This is a genomic window from Lysobacter sp. GQ73, from assembly GCF_059758755.1.
In genome coordinates, this window is record NZ_JCAXEE010000003.1 from 552,304 (window position 1) to 569,121 (window position 16,818).

A 16,818-nucleotide genomic window follows, 5' to 3' on the forward strand; every position below is an offset into this window, starting at 1 on the left:
AACACCAGCCACAACAGCTCTGAAAAAAGGCCCCGCATTCGCGGGGCCTTTCTTGTCGCTTAGATGCAACCAGCCGGGGCTCAGGCCTCGACTTCTTCCTTGTAGGCGTCGATCGGGATGCAGGCGCACATGACGTTCTTGTCGCCGTAGACGTTGTCGACGCGCGACACCGGCGGCCAGTACTTCTGCAGGCGCAGGCTCGGCAGCGGGAACGCGGCCAGTTCGCGCGGATAGGCACGGGTCCATTCGCTCGCGGTGACCTGCGAGGCGGTGTGCGGGGCGTGCTTGAGCGGGTTGTCCTCGCGGTCCAGGCGGCCGTCCTCGACCGCGCGGATTTCGTCGCGGATCTGGATCATCGCGTCGATGAAGCGGTCCAGCTCGTGCTGCGATTCGCTCTCGGTCGGCTCGACCATCAGCGTGCCGGCGACCGGGAAGCTCAGGGTCGGGGCGTGGAAGCCGAAGTCGATCAGGCGCTTGGCGACGTCCTCGGCGCTGATGCCGGTGGCGTCCTTGATCGGGCGCAGGTCGAGGATGCATTCGTGCGCGACCAGGCCGTTGCGGCCGGTGTACAGCGTTTCGTAGTGCGGGGCGAGGCGCTTGGCGATGTAGTTGGCGTTGAGCAGCGCGACCTGGGTGGCCTTGCGCAGGCCGGCGGTGCCCATCAGGGTGACGTACATCCACGAGATCGGCAGGATGCTCGCCGAGCCGAAGCTCGCCGCGCTGACCATGCCCACCACGCCTTCGCCGTCGACGGTCTTCGGCAGGAACGGCGCGAGGTGCGACTTGACCGCGCAGGGGCCGACGCCGGGGCCGCCGCCGCCGTGCGGGATGCAGAAGGTCTTGTGCAGGTTGAGATGGGAGACGTCCGAGCCCCACTTGCCGGGCTTGGCGACGCCGACCAGGGCGTTCATGTTGGCGCCGTCGGTGTACACCTGGCCGCCGTGCTTATGGATGATCTCGCAGATCTCGACCACTTCCTCCTCGAACACGCCGTGCGTGGACGGGTAGGTCATCATGATCGCGGCCAGGCGGTCGCTGTACTTCTCGGCGGCGCGGCGGATGTCGTCGACGTCGACGTTGCCGTTGCTGTCGGTCTTGGTCACCACCACGGTCATGCCGCACATCTGCGCCGAGGCCGGGTTGGTGCCGTGGGCGGAGTCGGGGATCAGGCAGATGTCGCGATGGCCTTCGCCGCGCGAGCGGTGATAGGCGCGGATCGCCAGCAGGCCGGCATATTCGCCCTGGGCGCCGGAGTTCGGCTGCAGGCTGACCGCGTCGTAGCCGGTGCACTCGACCAGCATCGCTTCGAGTTCTTCGATCAGCTGGGTGTAGCCGGTGGTCTGGTCGGACGGGGCGAGCGGGTGGATGTTGCCGAACTCGGGCCAGGTCACCGGGATCATCTCGGCGGTGGCGTTGAGCTTCATCGTGCACGAACCCAGCGGGATCATGGTGCGATCCATCGCCAGGTCCTTGTCGGCCAGCGAGCGCATGTAGCGCAGCAGTTCGTGTTCGCTGTGGTGGGTGTTGAATACCGGGTGCTGCAGGAACGAGGAGGTGCGGGCCAGCGCGGCCGGGATCGCGTCGACGGCTTCGCGGTCGAGCGCGTCGATGTCCAGTTGCACGCCGAACGCGCCGGCGATGGCGGCCAGCTCGTCGCGGGTCACGGTTTCGTCGAGGCTGATGCTGAGGCTGCCGGCATCGATCTCGCGCAGGTTGATGTTGGCCGCGCGCGCCTTGGCGTGGATCGCGTTCGCGTCGACGCCGGTGACGTGCAGGGTATCGAAGAAGCCGCTGCCGACGGCGATGCCGGCCTTGCCGAGCGCGGTGGCGAGGATCGCGGCCTGGCGGTGGACGCGGCGAGCGATGCGGGTCAGGCCGTCGGGGCCGTGGTAGACGGCGTACATGCTCGCCATCACCGCCAGCAGCACCTGCGCGGTGCAGATGTTGCTGGTCGCCTTCTCGCGGCGGATGTGCTGCTCGCGGGTCTGCAGGGTCAGGCGGTAGGCGGGCTTGCCGCCGGTGTCGACCGACACGCCGATCAGGCGGCCCGGCATCGAGCGCTTGTAGGCGTCGCGGCAGGCCATGAAGCCGGCGTGCGGACCGCCGAAGCCGAACGGCACGCCGAAGCGCTGGGTGTTGCCGACGACGATGTCGGCGCCCCATTCGCCCGGCGCCTTGAGCAGGGTCAGCGCGAGCAGGTCGCTGGCGACCGCGACGATGCCGCCGCGCGCGTGCACGGCGTCGGCTACGCCCTGGTAGTCCTTGATCGCGCCGAAGGTATCGGGGTATTGCAGCAGCACGCCGAAGGCGTCGACCGTGGCCGCCTCGGCGTCGTCGCCGACATGCAGCTCGATCGCCAGCGGTTCGGCGCGGGTGCGCAGCACTTCCAGGGTCTGCGGGTGGATGTTCCTGGAGACGAAGAAGGTGTCCGACTTGGACTTGGCCGAACGCTTGGCCAGGGTCATCGCTTCGGCGGCGGCGGTGCCTTCGTCGAGCAGCGAGGCATTGGCGATCTCCATTCCGGTCAGGTCGGCGACCATGGTCTGGAAGTTGATCAGCGCCTCCATGCGGCCCTGCGAGATTTCCGCCTGGTACGGCGTATAGGCCGTGTACCAGGCCGGGTTCTCGAGGATGTTGCGCAGGATCACGTTCGGGGTGTGGGTGCCGTAATAGCCGCGGCCGATGAAGCTGCGGAACACCTGGTTCTTGGTGGCGATAGCGCGGATCTTGGCCAGCGCCTCGACCTCGCTGATCGCGGCCGGCAGGGCCAGCGGCTGGGTCGACTTGATCGAGCCGGGGACGATGGCGTCGGTCAGGGCTTCGAGCGAGTCGTAGCCGACCTGCTCCAACATGTGGCCGATCTCGGCGTCGTTGGGGCCGATGTGGCGCTCGATGAAGGCGTCGTGGTGCTCGAGATCGCGCAAGGAAGTTGCGCTGTTGGCGGCTGGGCTCATGGCAGGGGCGTCCGAAGGCAGCGTGCGGTGCCGCACGCGAGGCGCCCCTCTGTCCTTTTGCCTGAGAGTTTAAAAGCGTGCTGCGGTCAGGCAGCTAGGGGAGGGGAGGGCCCGGGGGCCGCTTCCTGTCCGCGCTCGCTTCGTGCCCCTTCGGCGCCGGTTCTGCCTCGCTGTCTCAGCGCACGCAGGCGGTCTCTCCAGAGTTTTGTACACGCGGCGGTATGGGGCCTGAGCGATTACGGGCGTTGCGCCTTCGGCAGCGCGCCTGGCCGAGGGGCCGGGCGGCTTCTCCCACCGCGTGTTTCAAGCCGCGATTATAGCCGCAGCGGCGGCCGCTCGGGGCGAGATTGCCGGGGTTGGCGGCAGCCGGCTTCATCCCCGGTTTCGCCCCGCGACCCGGTTCAGGATGGCCGATTCGCCGTAACATGGTCGCGGTCCCTTCCGGAGCTTCCTGCATGGACCGACCGCCGTTCCAACTGCTGCAAATCGACCACGTGGTGCTGCGCGTGCGCGACACCGAGGCGATGGTCGCCTTCTACTGCGATGTGCTGGGCTGCCGGCTGGAACGGCGCCAGGACGCGATCGGCCTGGTGCAGTTGCGCGCCGGGCTGTCCCTGATCGACCTGGTCGACGTCGACGGCAAGCTCGGCCGCCTCGGCGGCGCGCCGGCCGGCGCCGAGGCCCGCAACATGGACCATCTGTGCCTGCGCGCCGAGCCCTTCGACCGCGAGGCGATCGTCGCCCACCTGGAGGCGCACGGCGTGCGCCTGGGCGACTTCGGCTCGCGCTACGGCGCCGAAGGCGAGGGGCCGTCGCAATACCTGTTCGATCCCGAAGACAACCTGGTCGAACTCAAGGGCCCGCCCGACGAAGTGCCGATCGACACCCACGCCTCCCACGCTCCCAGCTGAGGCCCCGAGCCGACGCTCCCCGACTGGCCTGCCAGACTGGTGAACCCGATCAATACCTCCGCTCCCGATTCAGCGCCGGCCACGAAGGCCTTGTCGATCCGCCGCCTGGCCTTGTTGCTCGGCGGCCTGGCGATGTTCGGGCCGTTCTCGATCGACACGATCTTCCCGGCGTTCCCGGTCATGGGCGCCGAACTGGGCGCCGACAAGCTGGCGATGCAGCAGACCATCAGCCTGTATCTGATCGCCTATGCGCTGATGAGCATCGTCCACGGCCCGTTGTCGGACACGATCGGGCGCCGGCGGGTGATCATCGGCGGGCTGAGCGTGTTCACGCTGGCCTCGGTCGGCTGCGCTTTGTCGACCGATCTGTCGATGCTGCTGTTCTTCCGCGTGGTGCAGGGTTTGTCGGCGGGCGTGGGACTGATCGTCGGCCGCGCGGTGATCCGCGACGTGCTGCACGGCGACGACGCCCAGCGCCTGATGAGCCAGGTGACGATGATCTTCGGCGTGGCGCCGGCGATCGCGCCGATCATCGGCGGCTGGATCCTCGGCTGGGCGCATTGGCCGGCGATCTTCTGGTTCCTGGTCGGCTTCTCGCTGCTGCTGCTGGCGGCGACCGTGTTCCTGTTGCCGGAAACCCATCCGCCGCAGGCGCGCCTGCCGCTGAAGCCCAAGCGCCTGCTGCGCGATTACTTCGCGATCTTCCTCAACCCGCGCTTCCAGCGCCTGACCGCGACCGGCGCGTTCAACTTCGCCGCGCTGTTCCTGTACATCGCCTCGGCGCCGGCGTTCGTGCTCGACATTCTCAAGCTCAACGAGCGCCAGTTCGGCTGGTTCTTCGTGCCGACCATCGGCGGCATGGTGCTCGGCTCGTTCGTGTCGGGCCGCTCGGCCGGCAGGATCAGCGGCGACCGCCTGGTGCGCTGGGGCTTCGTGTTCTCCTTCGCCGGCGTGGCGATGAACCTCGGCTACAACCTGTGGACCGACGCCCCGCAGATCCCATGGGCGGTGCTGCCGATGTGCGTATCGGCGTTCGGCATCGCCCTGGTGTTTCCGATCGTGACCTTGTCGATCCTCGACATGTACCCGCGCCAGCGCGGATCCGCCTCGTCGCTGCAGGCGTTCTCCGGGCTGGTGATCAACGCGATCATGGCCGGCGTGCTGTCGCCGTTGATCAGCGGCAGTGCGGTAGCGCTGGCGGTGGCGGCCTCGGCGTTGACCGCGATCGCCTGGCTGTTCTGGCAGTGGGAAGCGCGCGTGTCGAAGACCCGGTGCCCGAGCCAGGGCGACGAAGCCGCCGCGGTGGAGCCGCAAGAGTCGCTTTGAAAGCGGCGGGCTGTCAGGCGTGGCTTCTGCAGGAATGTTTGTCCTCAAGAGAAGGAGTTCGAGATGCGATTGACCTTATTGGCGCCGGTGGCCTCGTGCCTGTGTGGAACTGTCCAGGCGGCGGATTTTCAATCGATCCCCATCACCTATACCCTGGTTTCGGCGGACGGCAAGAGCGTGGTCGGCATGCAGGCGAGACCGCCTTCCACTGGACACAGGGCGGGGCCCTGACCTCGATCCAGTCGTTTCGCCTCCGGCTTTCTACCCCAACGGCTTCGAGTTGACGGCGATCTCAGGCGACGGTTCAGTCGCGTTGTTGAATTTGCCGGACGAGGTGACGGGAAGACCGCAGCAGTTCTGGATGCCGGCCTTGTGGACGAAGGAGCGCGGGGTGCAGATCGTCGAAGTTCCCGGGGTGTATGCGATCGCGGAGGACATTTCCGCCGACGGACGCACAATCGCAGGGCGCCGCGCGTCACCAGCTCCGGAGGTGAAGTCTCAGACGTTTCGGTGGAGCGCGGATCAAGGTCTGCAAATCCTTCAGGCCGTGGCAAACGACGGTGAGTATTTGTGGTCTGTCGACGATGTGGCTATTTCCGGGGATGGACAAGTCGTGGTCGGCGTTCTGACCGGTAGATCCAACCTGACCGGTAGGTCCACACCCACCCAGATGGTGTTCTGGCACGAAGGGCGGCCAATGCCGAAGCGGCCGATTACGGCGAGAGCAGTACCCGCACCGAACAGTTAGAGGTCGGCGTCTGCACCGACCTGGGCCCGGCGCGTCTGGGGTTGGGCCTGGGCAAGTCCAAGGCGCGTCAGGAGTGGAGCCTCGGCAGCCAGAGCAAGTCCGAAGGCGAATACCTGCTTGGCGAGGCCGCGTTCAAGCTCGGCGAACAATGGCTGGGCAGCCTGTTGGGCTATTCCGGCCGCTTCGATGTCGATTCGCGGCGGCGTTACCACAACGGCACCGCGATGCACACCTCCTCGGCGCGCCCGGATGCGAAGGTGGCGGCGCTGCGCGCGCGCTTGGACTGGAAGGACGCGACGCGGATCGGTGGCATTGGCGTATCGCCGTATGCGGCCTACACCTGGACACGGACGAAACTGGCCGGCTACACGGAGAGCGGCGGCGGTTTCCCGTCGCGCTTCGACCGCACGGACTGGAGCACGCGCGATCTGCGCATCGGCGCGGCGTTCGAGCGCAGCCTCGGCGAGCGCAACGATTTGAGCGTGTCGCTGGAAGCGGTGCGTCGCATGGACAAGACGGTCAGCGGCACGCGCGGCGAGATCATCGACCTGTTCGGTTTCGACCTGCCCGGCGGCGAGCTGGACCGTAACTGGGGCCAGATGCTGGTGGATTTCGACCACCGTTTCGCGAACGGTTCGGTGCTCGGCGTCGGTGCGCGCGCGGCCTCGTCGGGCGGCGATGCGGATTGGGGCGTATCGCTCGGGTATCGAATGTCGTTCTGAGCGGGCGATGGCGGCAGTCGTCCGGCGAGTCGGGCGGCTGTCGTTCCGGCCGATCGATGGGCCGCAGCATCGTGGGAAGCCGCAACCGGAACCCTTTGGTGTTGCGGGCTTGATCTCGCGCAGCGGACGCTGCGTGCGGATACCGGAAGATGCGCCGTCAATCGATCCGCAGGATTCGCTTCAGCCGTGGCGGTCCTGGGAGGACAACGCAATCGTTTCCGGTTTTGATTCGTGCCTGGGTTTCGTGCAGGCGGTCGAAGCAGCGAATAGTGTGCTGTTTGTCGCGAGCGTATTGCTCGGGGATAATGTCGGGGACGGCGGAAAATCGGCCGTAAACGTGCCTTCTTTGCAGCGTCGCTGCGGATACTTCTCGGCCGCGGCATAGCCCAGAGACCGTTCAGTCGGCCATTCAATACTCGAACAATTCCATGAGGCTTCTATGATGCGACGCGCGCTCTTGGTCATTTCCCTGTTGGCGGCGATTCCTGCCTATGCCGAAGGCAACTTCTTCATCGCGCCTCCGGCGTCGAGTACGCCCTCTTCTCTTCCTTATCGCGGTACTGCAGCGGTTTCGGCGGACGGCCGCGTCGTTGCGGTGGTGAACCAATCGGGAGTCGATCTGCGCGATAACCAAGGGCGCATGATTGAGAAGCTGCTTCCTTATCCTGGCTTCAGTTGGGGGTTGGCCGAACGCACGGCAATCTCGAGCGACGGCTCTATCGTTGCGATGACTGTTCGTGGCCCATTCGGGCACGGCGAAACCGCGACCGGAACAAGTTATTTGTGGACGAAGGCGGGCGGCGCCAGGGAGTTCACGATCGCCGGCACGTTCGGGGTGGCGATCAGCGGGCTATCCGGCAACGGCGATGTCGTGATCGGCGATCTAGTCGAGACCAACGGCCTGTTCCAGGCTTTTCGTTGGACCCAGCATGGCGGCGCTCAACGCCTGTTGGGCACGGAGCCATCGCAAACCTTGGCCAAGGCGGTGTCGGACGACGGCGCAACCGTAGTCGGCAATCAGATGGCCTTCGTTGCCAACAAGAATCGTGCATTTCGTTGGACGCAGGCGGGGGGAATGGCATTGGTGCCGTTGCTGCCCGGGCATTATCTCAATTCGGCAAACGACGTGTCCGGCCGGGGCGACCGCGTGGTGGGGCTGACCAGCACTGCGGTCTTCCCGGGCAGTAACGGCGGCGATACGTTCGGCTATCTGTGGAGCGCCTCCGGCGGGACCGTGTTGTTGCGGCCGCTGGCGGGCTACAGCTTCAGTAATGCATTGACGATTTCGCGCGACGGCTTGGTCGTCTACGGTGATTCGTATAACGCAGGGCCCTACGATTCCGGCTGGGCATCTCAGGAGGCTTACCGGTGGTCCGAGCAGACCGGGACGATCTCGGTCAGCTATTGGTTGAAAGCTTCCGGTGTGAGTTTGCCTGCCGGGACTTATCTGTCCAGCCCGACCGATACCAACGCCGACGGATCGGTGGTCGTCGGCGTGACACCGCAACGCAAGGTTTGGATCGCCAGAGTGACGCCGCATGGCGGCGGAGTTCTGCTGGACATCAATGCCTTCCAGCGCAGCCTGATCGACGCCAACCAGCGCCTGACATTGGGCTTGAGCGGACTAGCCAACGCGACGTTCTCGGGCGCGCACCATCGTTCGCTGCTCGATAACGGTCTGGCGAGCGAGTCCGATGGCTCCTGCGCCTGGGCCAATGCCGAGGCGGCCGACTACGACGAGAGCAAGACCCGCATCGAGCAGGCCGAAGTCGGTGTCTGCACCGACCTGGGTCCGGCGCGTCTGGGCCTGGGCCTGGGCAAGGCCAAGGCGCGCCAGGAATGGAATCTCGGCAGCCAGAGCAAGTCCGAAGGCGAGTACCTGCTCGGCGAGGTGGCGTTCAACCTCGGCGAACAATGGCAGGGCAGCCTGCTGGGTTATTCCGGCCGGTTCGATGTCGATTCGCGGCGGCGTTACTACAACGGCACCGCGGTGCACACCTCTTCGGCGCGGCCGGATGCGAAGGTAGCGGCGCTGCGCGCGCGTTTGGACTGGAAGGACGCGGCGCAATGGGGCGGGGTGACCGTTTCGCCGTACCTGTCCTATACCTGGAACAAGACCGAGTTGGATGCTTACAGCGAAGACGGTGGCGGTTTTCCGTCGCGCTTCGAGCGCAGCGACTGGACCACGCGCTACGCGCGCCTGGGTACGGCGTTCTCGGGCCGGATCGGCGGCAACGAACTGACGGTGTCGCTGGAAGCGGTGCGCCGCCTGGACAAGACGGTCAGCGGCACGCGCGGCGAGATCATCGACCTGTTCGGCTTCGACCTGCCGGGCGGCGAGGTCGACCGCAACTGGGGCCAGGCCTTGGTGGACTTCGACCACCGTTTCGGCAACGGCTCGGTGATGAGCGTCGGCGCGCGCGCGGCGTCGTCGGGCGGCGATGCCGATTGGGGCGTGTCGGTCGGGTATCGAATCGCGTTCTAAGTTGCGGCCAGCGGCCGCCCGGGTTGTTTCCTGGCGGTCGTGCGGTCGGTGGTGCCGGCCGAAACGTATCGAAGTCGAATGATCCGTGCCGGGGAAGGCGCAATAGCGTGACGGGCGGCGCGGTCGGTGCAGTTTCAGCCGGCGCGACGGCCGCCTAGGATCATTGGTGCACGAGAGCCCGGGCTTGTCCCGGATGGCTTCTTCGACCACCAAGGATTGGACTATGCGCGCAGCGATTTTGACGTTGGCCGTTCTGGCCGCTTGCGGTTCCGCCCGCGCGGCGGTGGAGGTGGACGTGATCGGCCCGGAGTTTTCCATGAACTGGTCGCTGTTGTCCGACGACGGCCGCGCCGTGGCCGGCCTTTTCCACGCCACCGCGTTCCATTGGACCCGATCGCAAGGGCGCACCGACATCCTGATCTTCCCCGGGCTTTCCAGCCAAGATTTAGAGTTGCGTGCCATATCCGGGGACGGCTCCGTGGTCCTGTTGAACCTGCCCGATTCGGTGTCGGGACGACCGGACCGGCGTTGGGCGCCGGCGCTGTGGACGCGCGAAGGCGGGATACGGGTGATGGATGTCCCCGGCTACTCCGCCATTGCCCGGATATGTCCGCGGACGGGCGGACCATCGCCGGCCAACGCTTGAACGGCAGTTTCCGCTACGAGGTGTTCCGCTGGCGCTCCGATCGGGGCGTGGAGACGATGCCGGTAGCCGGCGACTGGCAGGGCTACTCGATGTTCGATCCCGGTGCGCTTTCCGGCGACGGGCGTACGGTCATCGGCCGGGCCAGCGGAAACGGGGTGAACCCGCGGGTGTTCGTGTGGCAGGACGGCCGCGCGCCGTACTTCATCGATGCGGCGCTCGGCAGCTCGCTGCAGGCCGCGGTAGACATCTCGCACGACGGCAGCCGCATTACCGGGGTCATCGTCACGAACTCGGGCGAGCGGATTCACCAGGCCTATGTCTGGGACCAGGCGGCCGGCGTGCGCTTGCTGGGCCTGTTGCCGTCGATGAAGGGCAGCTGGCCGACCAAAATATCCGCCGACGGGCAGGTGATCGTCGGCGAAACCTATGGCGGTCCTGGAGGACAGAGGAATATCTTCCGCTGGTCCGAGCAGACCGGAACGCTGTCGATCCAGCAATGGCTGGCCGGCTACGGCGTCGAATTCCCGATCGACCCCACATGGGCGAAGGTGGAAGGGGTCAATGCCGACGGATCGGTGATCGCGGGCCTAGGCTTCCGCGATCAGATCTGGGTCGCGCGGGTCAAGGGGCCGAGCGGCGGATTTCTGCTGGACGTGGAAGCCTACCGAGGCAGCCTGATCGACGCCAACCAGCGCCTGACTCTGGGCCTAAGTGGCTTGGCCAACGCAACCTTATCGGGCGCGCACCATCGTTCGCGCCTCGATAACGGCCTGAGGGGCGAGTTCGATGGCTCCTGCGCCTGGGCCAATGCCGAAGCGGCCGATTACGGCGAGAGCAGTACCCGCACCGAACAGTTAGAGGTCGGCGTCTGCACCGACCTGGGCCCGGCGCGTCTGGGGTTGGGCCTGGGCAAGTCCAAGGCGCGTCAGGAGTGGAGCCTCGGCAGCCAGAGCAAGTCCGAAGGCGAATACCTGCTTGGCGAGGCCGCGTTCAAGCTCGGCGAACAATGGCTGGGCAGCCTGTTGGGCTATTCCGGCCGCTTCGATGTCGATTCGCGGCGGCGTTACCACAACGGCACCGCGATGCACACCTCCTCGGCGCGCCCGGATGCGAAGGTGGCGGCGCTGCGCGCGCGCTTGGACTGGAAGGACGCGACGCGGATCGGTGGCATTGGCGTATCGCCGTATGCGGCCTACACCTGGACACGGACGAAACTGGCCGGCTACACGGAGAGCGGCGGCGGTTTCCCGTCGCGCTTCGACCGCACGGACTGGAGCACGCGCGATCTGCGCATCGGCGCGGCGTTCGAGCGCAGCCTCGGCGAGCGCAACGATTTGAGCGTGTCGCTGGAAGCGGTGCGTCGCATGGACAAGACGGTCAGCGGCACGCGCGGCGAGATCATCGACCTGTTCGGTTTCGACCTGCCCGGCGGCGAGCTGGACCGTAACTGGGGCCAGATGCTGGTGGATTTCGACCACCGTTTCGCGAACGGTTCGGTGCTCGGTGTGGGCGCGCGTGCAGCCTCGTCGGGCGGCGATGCGGATTGGAGCGTGTCGGCGAGCTATCGAATGGCGTTTTGACGGTTGCATCGTAAGCCTTTGGACGTGACAGCCGCCCCGCAATTCGCGCAGGGCAACTGTTTCGTTTTGATGGCTGCGATCCCGCCGATCAGATCAAACCCGGATCGGTGATGCCGTGCGCGCCGGTTTCGATGCGGCCGGCGAGGCGGCGGTAGTACTCCGGATCGTTGGCGTCGGTGAGCACGAAGTCGTACCACTGATGGCTTGCGTCGAGACGGATCGGGCGCTGGCGGGTGGTGCCCGGGCCCAGCCGCTCCAGGCGCGCTTCGTACAGGCCGTATTGGTCGGCGATGCTCAGCCGCACCGGTTTGTGGGTGGAGTTGCGCAAGGCCAGGATCAGTTTGCGACGACGCAGGCGCAGGTCGGGCACGGTGGTCGCCGAGGGGTTGGCGCCGTGCAGGGAACCGCGGAACTCGCGGAAGAAGCCGTTCGGCGCGAACACCTGCAGGGCATAGGCGCGGGCGCCGTCGCTCTTGAGCGCCCATTCGCCGTGCAAGGACTTGCCGGGCTCGACGGTGTAGCGGCGCGGGATCGCATTCGGGTCGAGCAGGTCGTAGACATGGAACACCGCGCTGGCACGGCCGGTGTTGCCGAAGTGCAGGCGCACGCGTCGCGCGCCGGCATCGATGCGTTCGCCGACCTGCAGGTCGTAGGGCAGGGCGCGCGAGGGCTTGATGCCGCGTTCCTGCTGCGCCGCGCTCGACGATGCGGGCGGTTTCGGCGCCGGCAGGCGGCTTTGTTCGGCGACGATGCGGTCGGCGTCGCCGGTGTCGGGCAAGCTCGGGATCGGTTCGCGGTTGGGGTCGACGAAATTGAAGGCGCTGGTGAGGTCGCCGCAGACCGCGCGCCGCCACGGGCTGATGTTGGGCTCCATCACGCCGAAACGGCGCTCCAGGAAGCGGATCACCGAGGTGTGGTCGAACACCTGCGAATTGATCCAGCCGCCGCGGCTCCACGGCGAGATCACGTAGGTCGGCACGCGCGGGCCGAGGCCGTAGGGGCGGTCGTAGTAGATCGGCGGGTCGTTGGAGGTGCCGTGCGAAGGGCCCGAACGCGCGCGGTGATGTTCGCCGCGCAGGTCGACGGTGGAGCCGCCGAGGTAGGCGCCCTGGCCGTCGAGCGAAGGCGGCGCCGGCGGCGGGATGTGGTCGAAGAAACCGTCGTTCTCGTCGAAGTTGACGATCAGCACGGTGCGCGCCCAGACCTCGGGGTCGGCGGTCAGGGCGTCGAGCACGCGCGGTGTAGTCCGCGCCCCAGATCGGCGCCGAAGGCCCGGGATGCTCGGAGTATTTCGCCGGCGCGACCAGCCACGACACCTGCGGCAGGCGGCCGCTGCGCACGTCGGCGGCGAGGTCGTCGAGGGTCCAGGTCTTGAGCGCTTTCTCGGCCAGCGCCGAACCCGGCGGGGCCGCGCGGAATTGACGGAAGCCTTCGAGCGGGTTGTCGGTGAAGTTGTCGTCCATGTCCTGGTATAGCTTCCAGCTCACCCCGGCCTGCTCCAGGCGCTCGGGATAGGTCGTCCACCAATAGCCCTCGTTGGCCGGGCCGTAGTCGTCGAAGGTGTTGACGATCGCCGGGCCGCCGCGGTCGGCGGCCGGGTTGTTGGTGCCGGTCCAATGGAACAGGCGGTTCGGGTTGGTGCCGGTCTGCTGCGAGCAGTGGTAGGCGTCGCAGAGGGTGAAGGCGTTGGCCAGCGCGTACTGGAACGGAATGTCGGCTTGGCGGTAATAGCCGAGCGAGCGCTCGGTCTTGGCCGGCAGCCAGCGGTCCATCAGGCCGTTGTTCCAGGCCGCCTGCGAATCCGGCCAGGTGTGCGGGGTGCCGCCGATGCGCTGCGCGCTGGTGGTCGTGGTGTCGAGGTGATAGGGCTGGATCTCGCGGCCCTGCGCGGTCTGCTGGTGCCACACCGGCTTGCCGCTCGGCAGCGGAATCGGGAACCGGTCGCCGAAGCCGCGCACGCCGCGCATCGCCCCGAAGTAGTGGTCGAAGGAGCGGTTTTCCTGCATCAGGATCACCACGTGCTTGACGTCGTGGATGGTGCCGGTGACGCGCGCGGCGGGGATCGCGAGCGCTTTGCCGATGCTCGGCGGGAACAGGTTGAGGGCGAGTCCGGCGGCGGTGGCGCCGGCGGCGCTGCGCAGGAAATCGCGGCGTTGATGGTCGGTCATGGTAATCCGTGCGTTCGTTCGGGGGAGCGGTGGGCAGCCGCCCGGGCAGCCTGCTCGCCGAACGTGGCATCGCGGTTACCGCGTGCGGATCGCCGCGCGGTCCTGTGCGCGGGTGCCCGGTGCGCGCACGCAGGCGCCGCGCCGAGCGGCTTCGCAGCGGCCCGATCGCCGCAGCCCGATCGCCGCGGCGCGGGCGTGCCCGGCGTTGCCGCTGCGGGCCGGTGGCGCGCCCGGCCGGCCGGACCCGCGCCGACCGCCCGGCTCGTGGCTATACTCGGTCCCTATCTCCATGCAGCAAAGGAATGCCATGAATCAGCCCGTCATCCCCGATGTAGCCCTGGTCGACAACACCGAGCAGCGCACCCCGCTGGTGCTGGTGCTCGACTGCTCCGGCAGCATGCTCGGCGAGCCGGTGCGGCAATTGAACGAAGGCTTGAAGCTGCTCGAGCAGGAGCTCAAGTCCGACGTGATCGCGGCCAAGCGCGTGCGCGTGCTGGTGGTGCGCTACGGCGGTTTCGACACCGCCGAGGTGGTCGGCGACTGGTGCGACGCGATGGATTTCACCGCGCCGATCCTGGAAGCCGAAGGCACCACCCCGACCGGCCGCGCGATCGAACTGGCCCTGGCCGAGGTCGAGAACGAGAAGCAGCGCTTCAAGCAGGCGGGCATCGCCTACACCCGTCCGTGGCTGTTCCTGATGTCCGACGGTTCGCCGACCGATGCCTGGGAAACCGCGGCCAAGCATGCGCGCGACGCCGAGCAGGCCAACAAGGTCGCGATCTTCCCCATCGCGGTCGGCGAGGGCTCGCAGGACAAGGTCATGGCCCAGTTCAGCAGCAAGGGCCCGGCCGGAGTGAAGCGCCTGCAGGGCCTGCAGTTCCGCGAGCTGTTCCTGTGGCTCAGCGCGAGCATGCAGGTGGTGTCGCAGTCGCGGCCGGGCGGTCAGGCGCAGTTGCCCTCGACCGACACCTGGTCGTCGGTGCCGACCTGAGCGGCGGGTCCCGGGCCATGGGCTGGCGGATCTATGCGGCATCGGCCACCGGAAAATCGCATCTCGACAAAGGCATCCCGTGCCAGGACGCGTTCGCCTTCCACGCCGACGGCGAGCTGCTGGTGGCGGCGGTCTGCGACGGAGCGGGTTCGGCGGCCTCGAGCGACGTCGGTTCGCGCCTGACCGCCGACACCGTGGTGCGCAGCCTGGCCGCGGCCTGGGCGCAGCGCGGCGATGCCTCGGCGGTCGACGAGCAAACGATGTCGGAACTGGCCGCGGCCGCGGTGCTCGATGCGCGCGCGGCGTTGAGCGAGGCGGCCGGCGCGGCGCTGGCGCCGTTGTCGAACTATGCCGCGACCCTGGTCGGGTTCCTCGGCGATGCGCGGCGCGGTTGGTTCTTCCACATCGGCGACGGCCTCGGCGTGGCCGAAGCGGCCGATGCGCAGGCCCATGCCGCGTGCGTGTCGGCGCCGGAAAACGGCGAGTACGCCAACGAAACCTATTTCGTCACCGGCGAAGCCTGGCGCGAGCATCTGCGCGTGTCGGCGGTGGCGTATCCGGCCGCTCGCCTGTGCCTGATGTCCGACGGCGCGATGCCGTTCGCGATGGAAAAGGGCAATGCCGGGCTGTACCGGCCCTTCATCGATCCGGTCGCCGCATACCTGGCCTCGGTCGACGCAGCGGCGGGCAGCCGCGCCTTGTTCGGCACCCTCGACGATCCGCGCACGCACGGCATCACGTCCGACGACAAGACCCTGCTGATCGCCTTGCGGGCCTGATGCGGGCGCCATGACTCTGGGCAGCGGCAGCAGCATCCGGATTGGGCCTCGGCGCTCGGTGCTGGGCGCGCTGATCAAGAGCGGCGGCGCGGGCAGCGTCTACCTGCTGCCCGACGACGCCCATAGCGTCGCCAAGATCTATCACGAGCGGGTCGACCCGCCGAGCTACACCGACCGCATCGAGGCGATGCTGGAACTGCGCCCACATCTGCCCGACCAGGTCGAAGGCGGCAAGCGCTACGTCCAGATCGCCTGGCCGCATGCGGTGGTGCGCGACGAGCGCGGCCGCTTCGTCGGTTTCACCATGCCGGCGCTCGACGTGAAGTCGACCTCCGAACTGGAACAGGTGCTGCAGGAGCGGCAGGCGCGCGCGGCCGGGCTGCCGGTCGGGCTCGGCGCCAAGGTCACCCTCGCCGCCAACCTCAGCGCGGTGCTCGCCGCGCTGCACGCGCAACATCACTACGTGGTCGACCTCAAGCCGGTCAACCTGCGCTTCTATCGCGCATCGCTGTACATCGCCTTGCTCGACTGCGACGGCTTCAGCATCCAGGGCCAAGGCAAGCGCTTCTCCGCACCGCAGGTCACCCCGGATTATCTCGCCCCGGAATTCCAGGTAAGCAAGCTCGGCCCGGCCGGCGAGGAAACCCAGGACCGTTTCGCCCTGGCCGTGGTGGTGTTCCAGTTGTTGAATTTCGGCATCCATCCCTACAGCGGCCGGCCGGCTTCGGATCGCGTGCCGACCGACATCCCGGCGCGCATTCGCGAGCGCTACTACGCTTACGGCCTGCGCGGCCACCGGATGATGACGCCGAGCCCGGTCAGCGCGCATGCGGCGATCCCGCCGGAGCTGCGCCAATTGTTCGACCGCGCCTTCGGCAAGGACGGCGATCAGCGGCCGAGCGCGGCCGAATGGAGCCGGGCCCTGCGCAGCTACGCGCAGCCTTCCAGCGGGCGCCTGGTCGTGTGCGGGCGCAATCGCGAGCACCAGCATTACGCCGGCCAGCCGTGTGCGTCGTGCGCGCGTGCCGATCTGATCGCGAAAACCGCGCGCGATGCCCGGCCGCGGCCGAAACCGAATCCGCGGCCCGAGCCGATGCGCGGCCGGCGCGGCCCGGTGTCGGCGGTGACCGCGGCGCAGATGGCGCAGATGCAGGCGCAACTGACCCGCATGCAGACGCAGATGCAGGCGCAGACCGCGCAGAACGTGGCGCAGGCGCAACGCTCCTGGTGGCGGCGGAGCCCCGCGGCGCCGCCCGCACGCGGTGGGTGGTCGTCGTGGCTCGCAACCGCGGTGCGGGTCGGCGTGGCGGTGGCCTTGTCCTGGTCGTTCGCCAGGCTCGCTCAGTTCGTCCAGGGCATGTACGCGCAGTTGCTGCCGAAGTCGGGCGCGGCGGCGCTGGACGGCTGGATGAACGCGATCCTGATGACCTTGCTCGGCGCCGGTTTCCTGGTCGCCTGCGCGGTGTTCATGCTGACCCTGCCGAGGATGCTCAAGAACCGATGAGCCG

General features: G+C 67.6%; 12 protein-coding genes, 1 pseudogene and 1 riboswitch. Of the genes and pseudogenes, 10 read left to right on the forward strand and 3 right to left on the reverse strand.

Going from position 1 to position 16,818, the window contains the following annotated elements; translation table 11 throughout:
- Window positions 1–80 precede the first annotated feature (80 nt).
- Window positions 81–2,954 (reverse strand): aminomethyl-transferring glycine dehydrogenase, encoded by a 2,874-nt coding sequence (gene gcvP, locus AC6CH2_RS12345; RefSeq protein ID WP_498269473.1) that lies wholly within the window; start codon window positions 2,952–2,954, stop codon window positions 81–83.
- A 39-nt stretch (window positions 2,955–2,993) separates the two neighbouring features.
- Window positions 2,994–3,165: riboswitch (glycine riboswitch) on the reverse strand.
- A gap of 244 nt (window positions 3,166–3,409) precedes the next feature.
- Here gcvP and AC6CH2_RS12350 point away from each other — a divergent pair.
- From AC6CH2_RS12350 to AC6CH2_RS12380, 7 genes are all read left to right on the forward strand, one after another.
- Entirely contained in the window at window positions 3,410–3,865 is a 456-nt protein-coding gene (locus AC6CH2_RS12350) for a VOC family protein (protein ID WP_498269474.1), read from the forward strand.
- Between the two features lie 48 nt (window positions 3,866–3,913).
- Window positions 3,914–5,191 carry a multidrug effflux MFS transporter gene (locus AC6CH2_RS12355; RefSeq protein ID WP_498269545.1) on the forward strand — a complete coding sequence of 426 codons (1,278 nt, stop codon included), beginning with the start codon at window positions 3,914–3,916 and terminating at the stop codon, window positions 5,189–5,191.
- 678 nt (window positions 5,192–5,869) lie between these two features.
- Complete coding sequence (locus AC6CH2_RS12360; protein ID WP_498269546.1) at window positions 5,870–6,661, forward strand: autotransporter domain-containing protein; 792 nt, start codon at window positions 5,870–5,872, stop codon at window positions 6,659–6,661.
- 7 nt (window positions 6,662–6,668) lie between these two features.
- Window positions 6,669–7,046, forward strand: a complete 378-nt coding sequence (locus AC6CH2_RS12365; RefSeq protein WP_498269475.1) for a hypothetical protein — start codon at window positions 6,669–6,671, stop codon at window positions 7,044–7,046.
- 72 nt (window positions 7,047–7,118) lie between these two features.
- Window positions 7,119–9,146 (forward strand): autotransporter domain-containing protein, encoded by a 2,028-nt coding sequence (locus AC6CH2_RS12370; RefSeq protein WP_498269476.1) that lies wholly within the window; start codon window positions 7,119–7,121, stop codon window positions 9,144–9,146.
- Window positions 9,147–9,369: 223 nt separating this feature from the next.
- On the forward strand, window positions 9,370–9,792 hold the full coding sequence (locus AC6CH2_RS12375; protein ID WP_498269477.1) for a hypothetical protein: 423 nt from the start codon (window positions 9,370–9,372) through the stop codon (window positions 9,790–9,792).
- A 20-nt stretch (window positions 9,793–9,812) separates the two neighbouring features.
- A complete protein-coding gene (locus tag AC6CH2_RS12380) occupies window positions 9,813–11,372 on the forward strand; it encodes an autotransporter domain-containing protein (protein WP_498269478.1) in 1,560 nt (519 codons plus the stop codon).
- 88 nt (window positions 11,373–11,460) lie between these two features.
- Here the strand turns inward: AC6CH2_RS12380 and AC6CH2_RS12385 are convergent, their stop codons facing one another.
- Window positions 11,461–12,246, reverse strand: a complete 786-nt coding sequence (locus tag AC6CH2_RS12385) for a phospholipase domain-containing protein (RefSeq protein WP_498269547.1) — start codon at window positions 12,244–12,246, stop codon at window positions 11,461–11,463.
- Between the two features lie 57 nt (window positions 12,247–12,303).
- Window positions 12,304–13,540: pseudogene (locus AC6CH2_RS12390) on the reverse strand (phosphocholine-specific phospholipase C); the annotation flags it as partial.
- A 307-nt stretch (window positions 13,541–13,847) separates the two neighbouring features.
- On the opposite strand from AC6CH2_RS12390, the gene AC6CH2_RS12395 reads away from it, so the two are divergent.
- The 3 genes from AC6CH2_RS12395 to AC6CH2_RS12405 are packed head-to-tail and all read left to right on the forward strand — an operon-like array spanning window position 13,848 to window position 16,814.
- Complete coding sequence (locus AC6CH2_RS12395; protein WP_435397227.1) at window positions 13,848–14,531, forward strand: vWA domain-containing protein; 684 nt, start codon at window positions 13,848–13,850, stop codon at window positions 14,529–14,531.
- A 17-nt stretch (window positions 14,532–14,548) separates the two neighbouring features.
- A complete protein-coding gene (locus AC6CH2_RS12400) occupies window positions 14,549–15,310 on the forward strand; it encodes a PP2C family serine/threonine-protein phosphatase (RefSeq protein ID WP_498269479.1) in 762 nt (253 codons plus the stop codon).
- A gap of 10 nt (window positions 15,311–15,320) precedes the next feature.
- Window positions 15,321–16,814 carry a protein kinase domain-containing protein gene (locus AC6CH2_RS12405; RefSeq protein ID WP_498269480.1) on the forward strand — a complete coding sequence of 498 codons (1,494 nt, stop codon included), beginning with the start codon at window positions 15,321–15,323 and terminating at the stop codon, window positions 16,812–16,814.
- Window positions 16,815–16,818 lie beyond the last annotated feature (4 nt).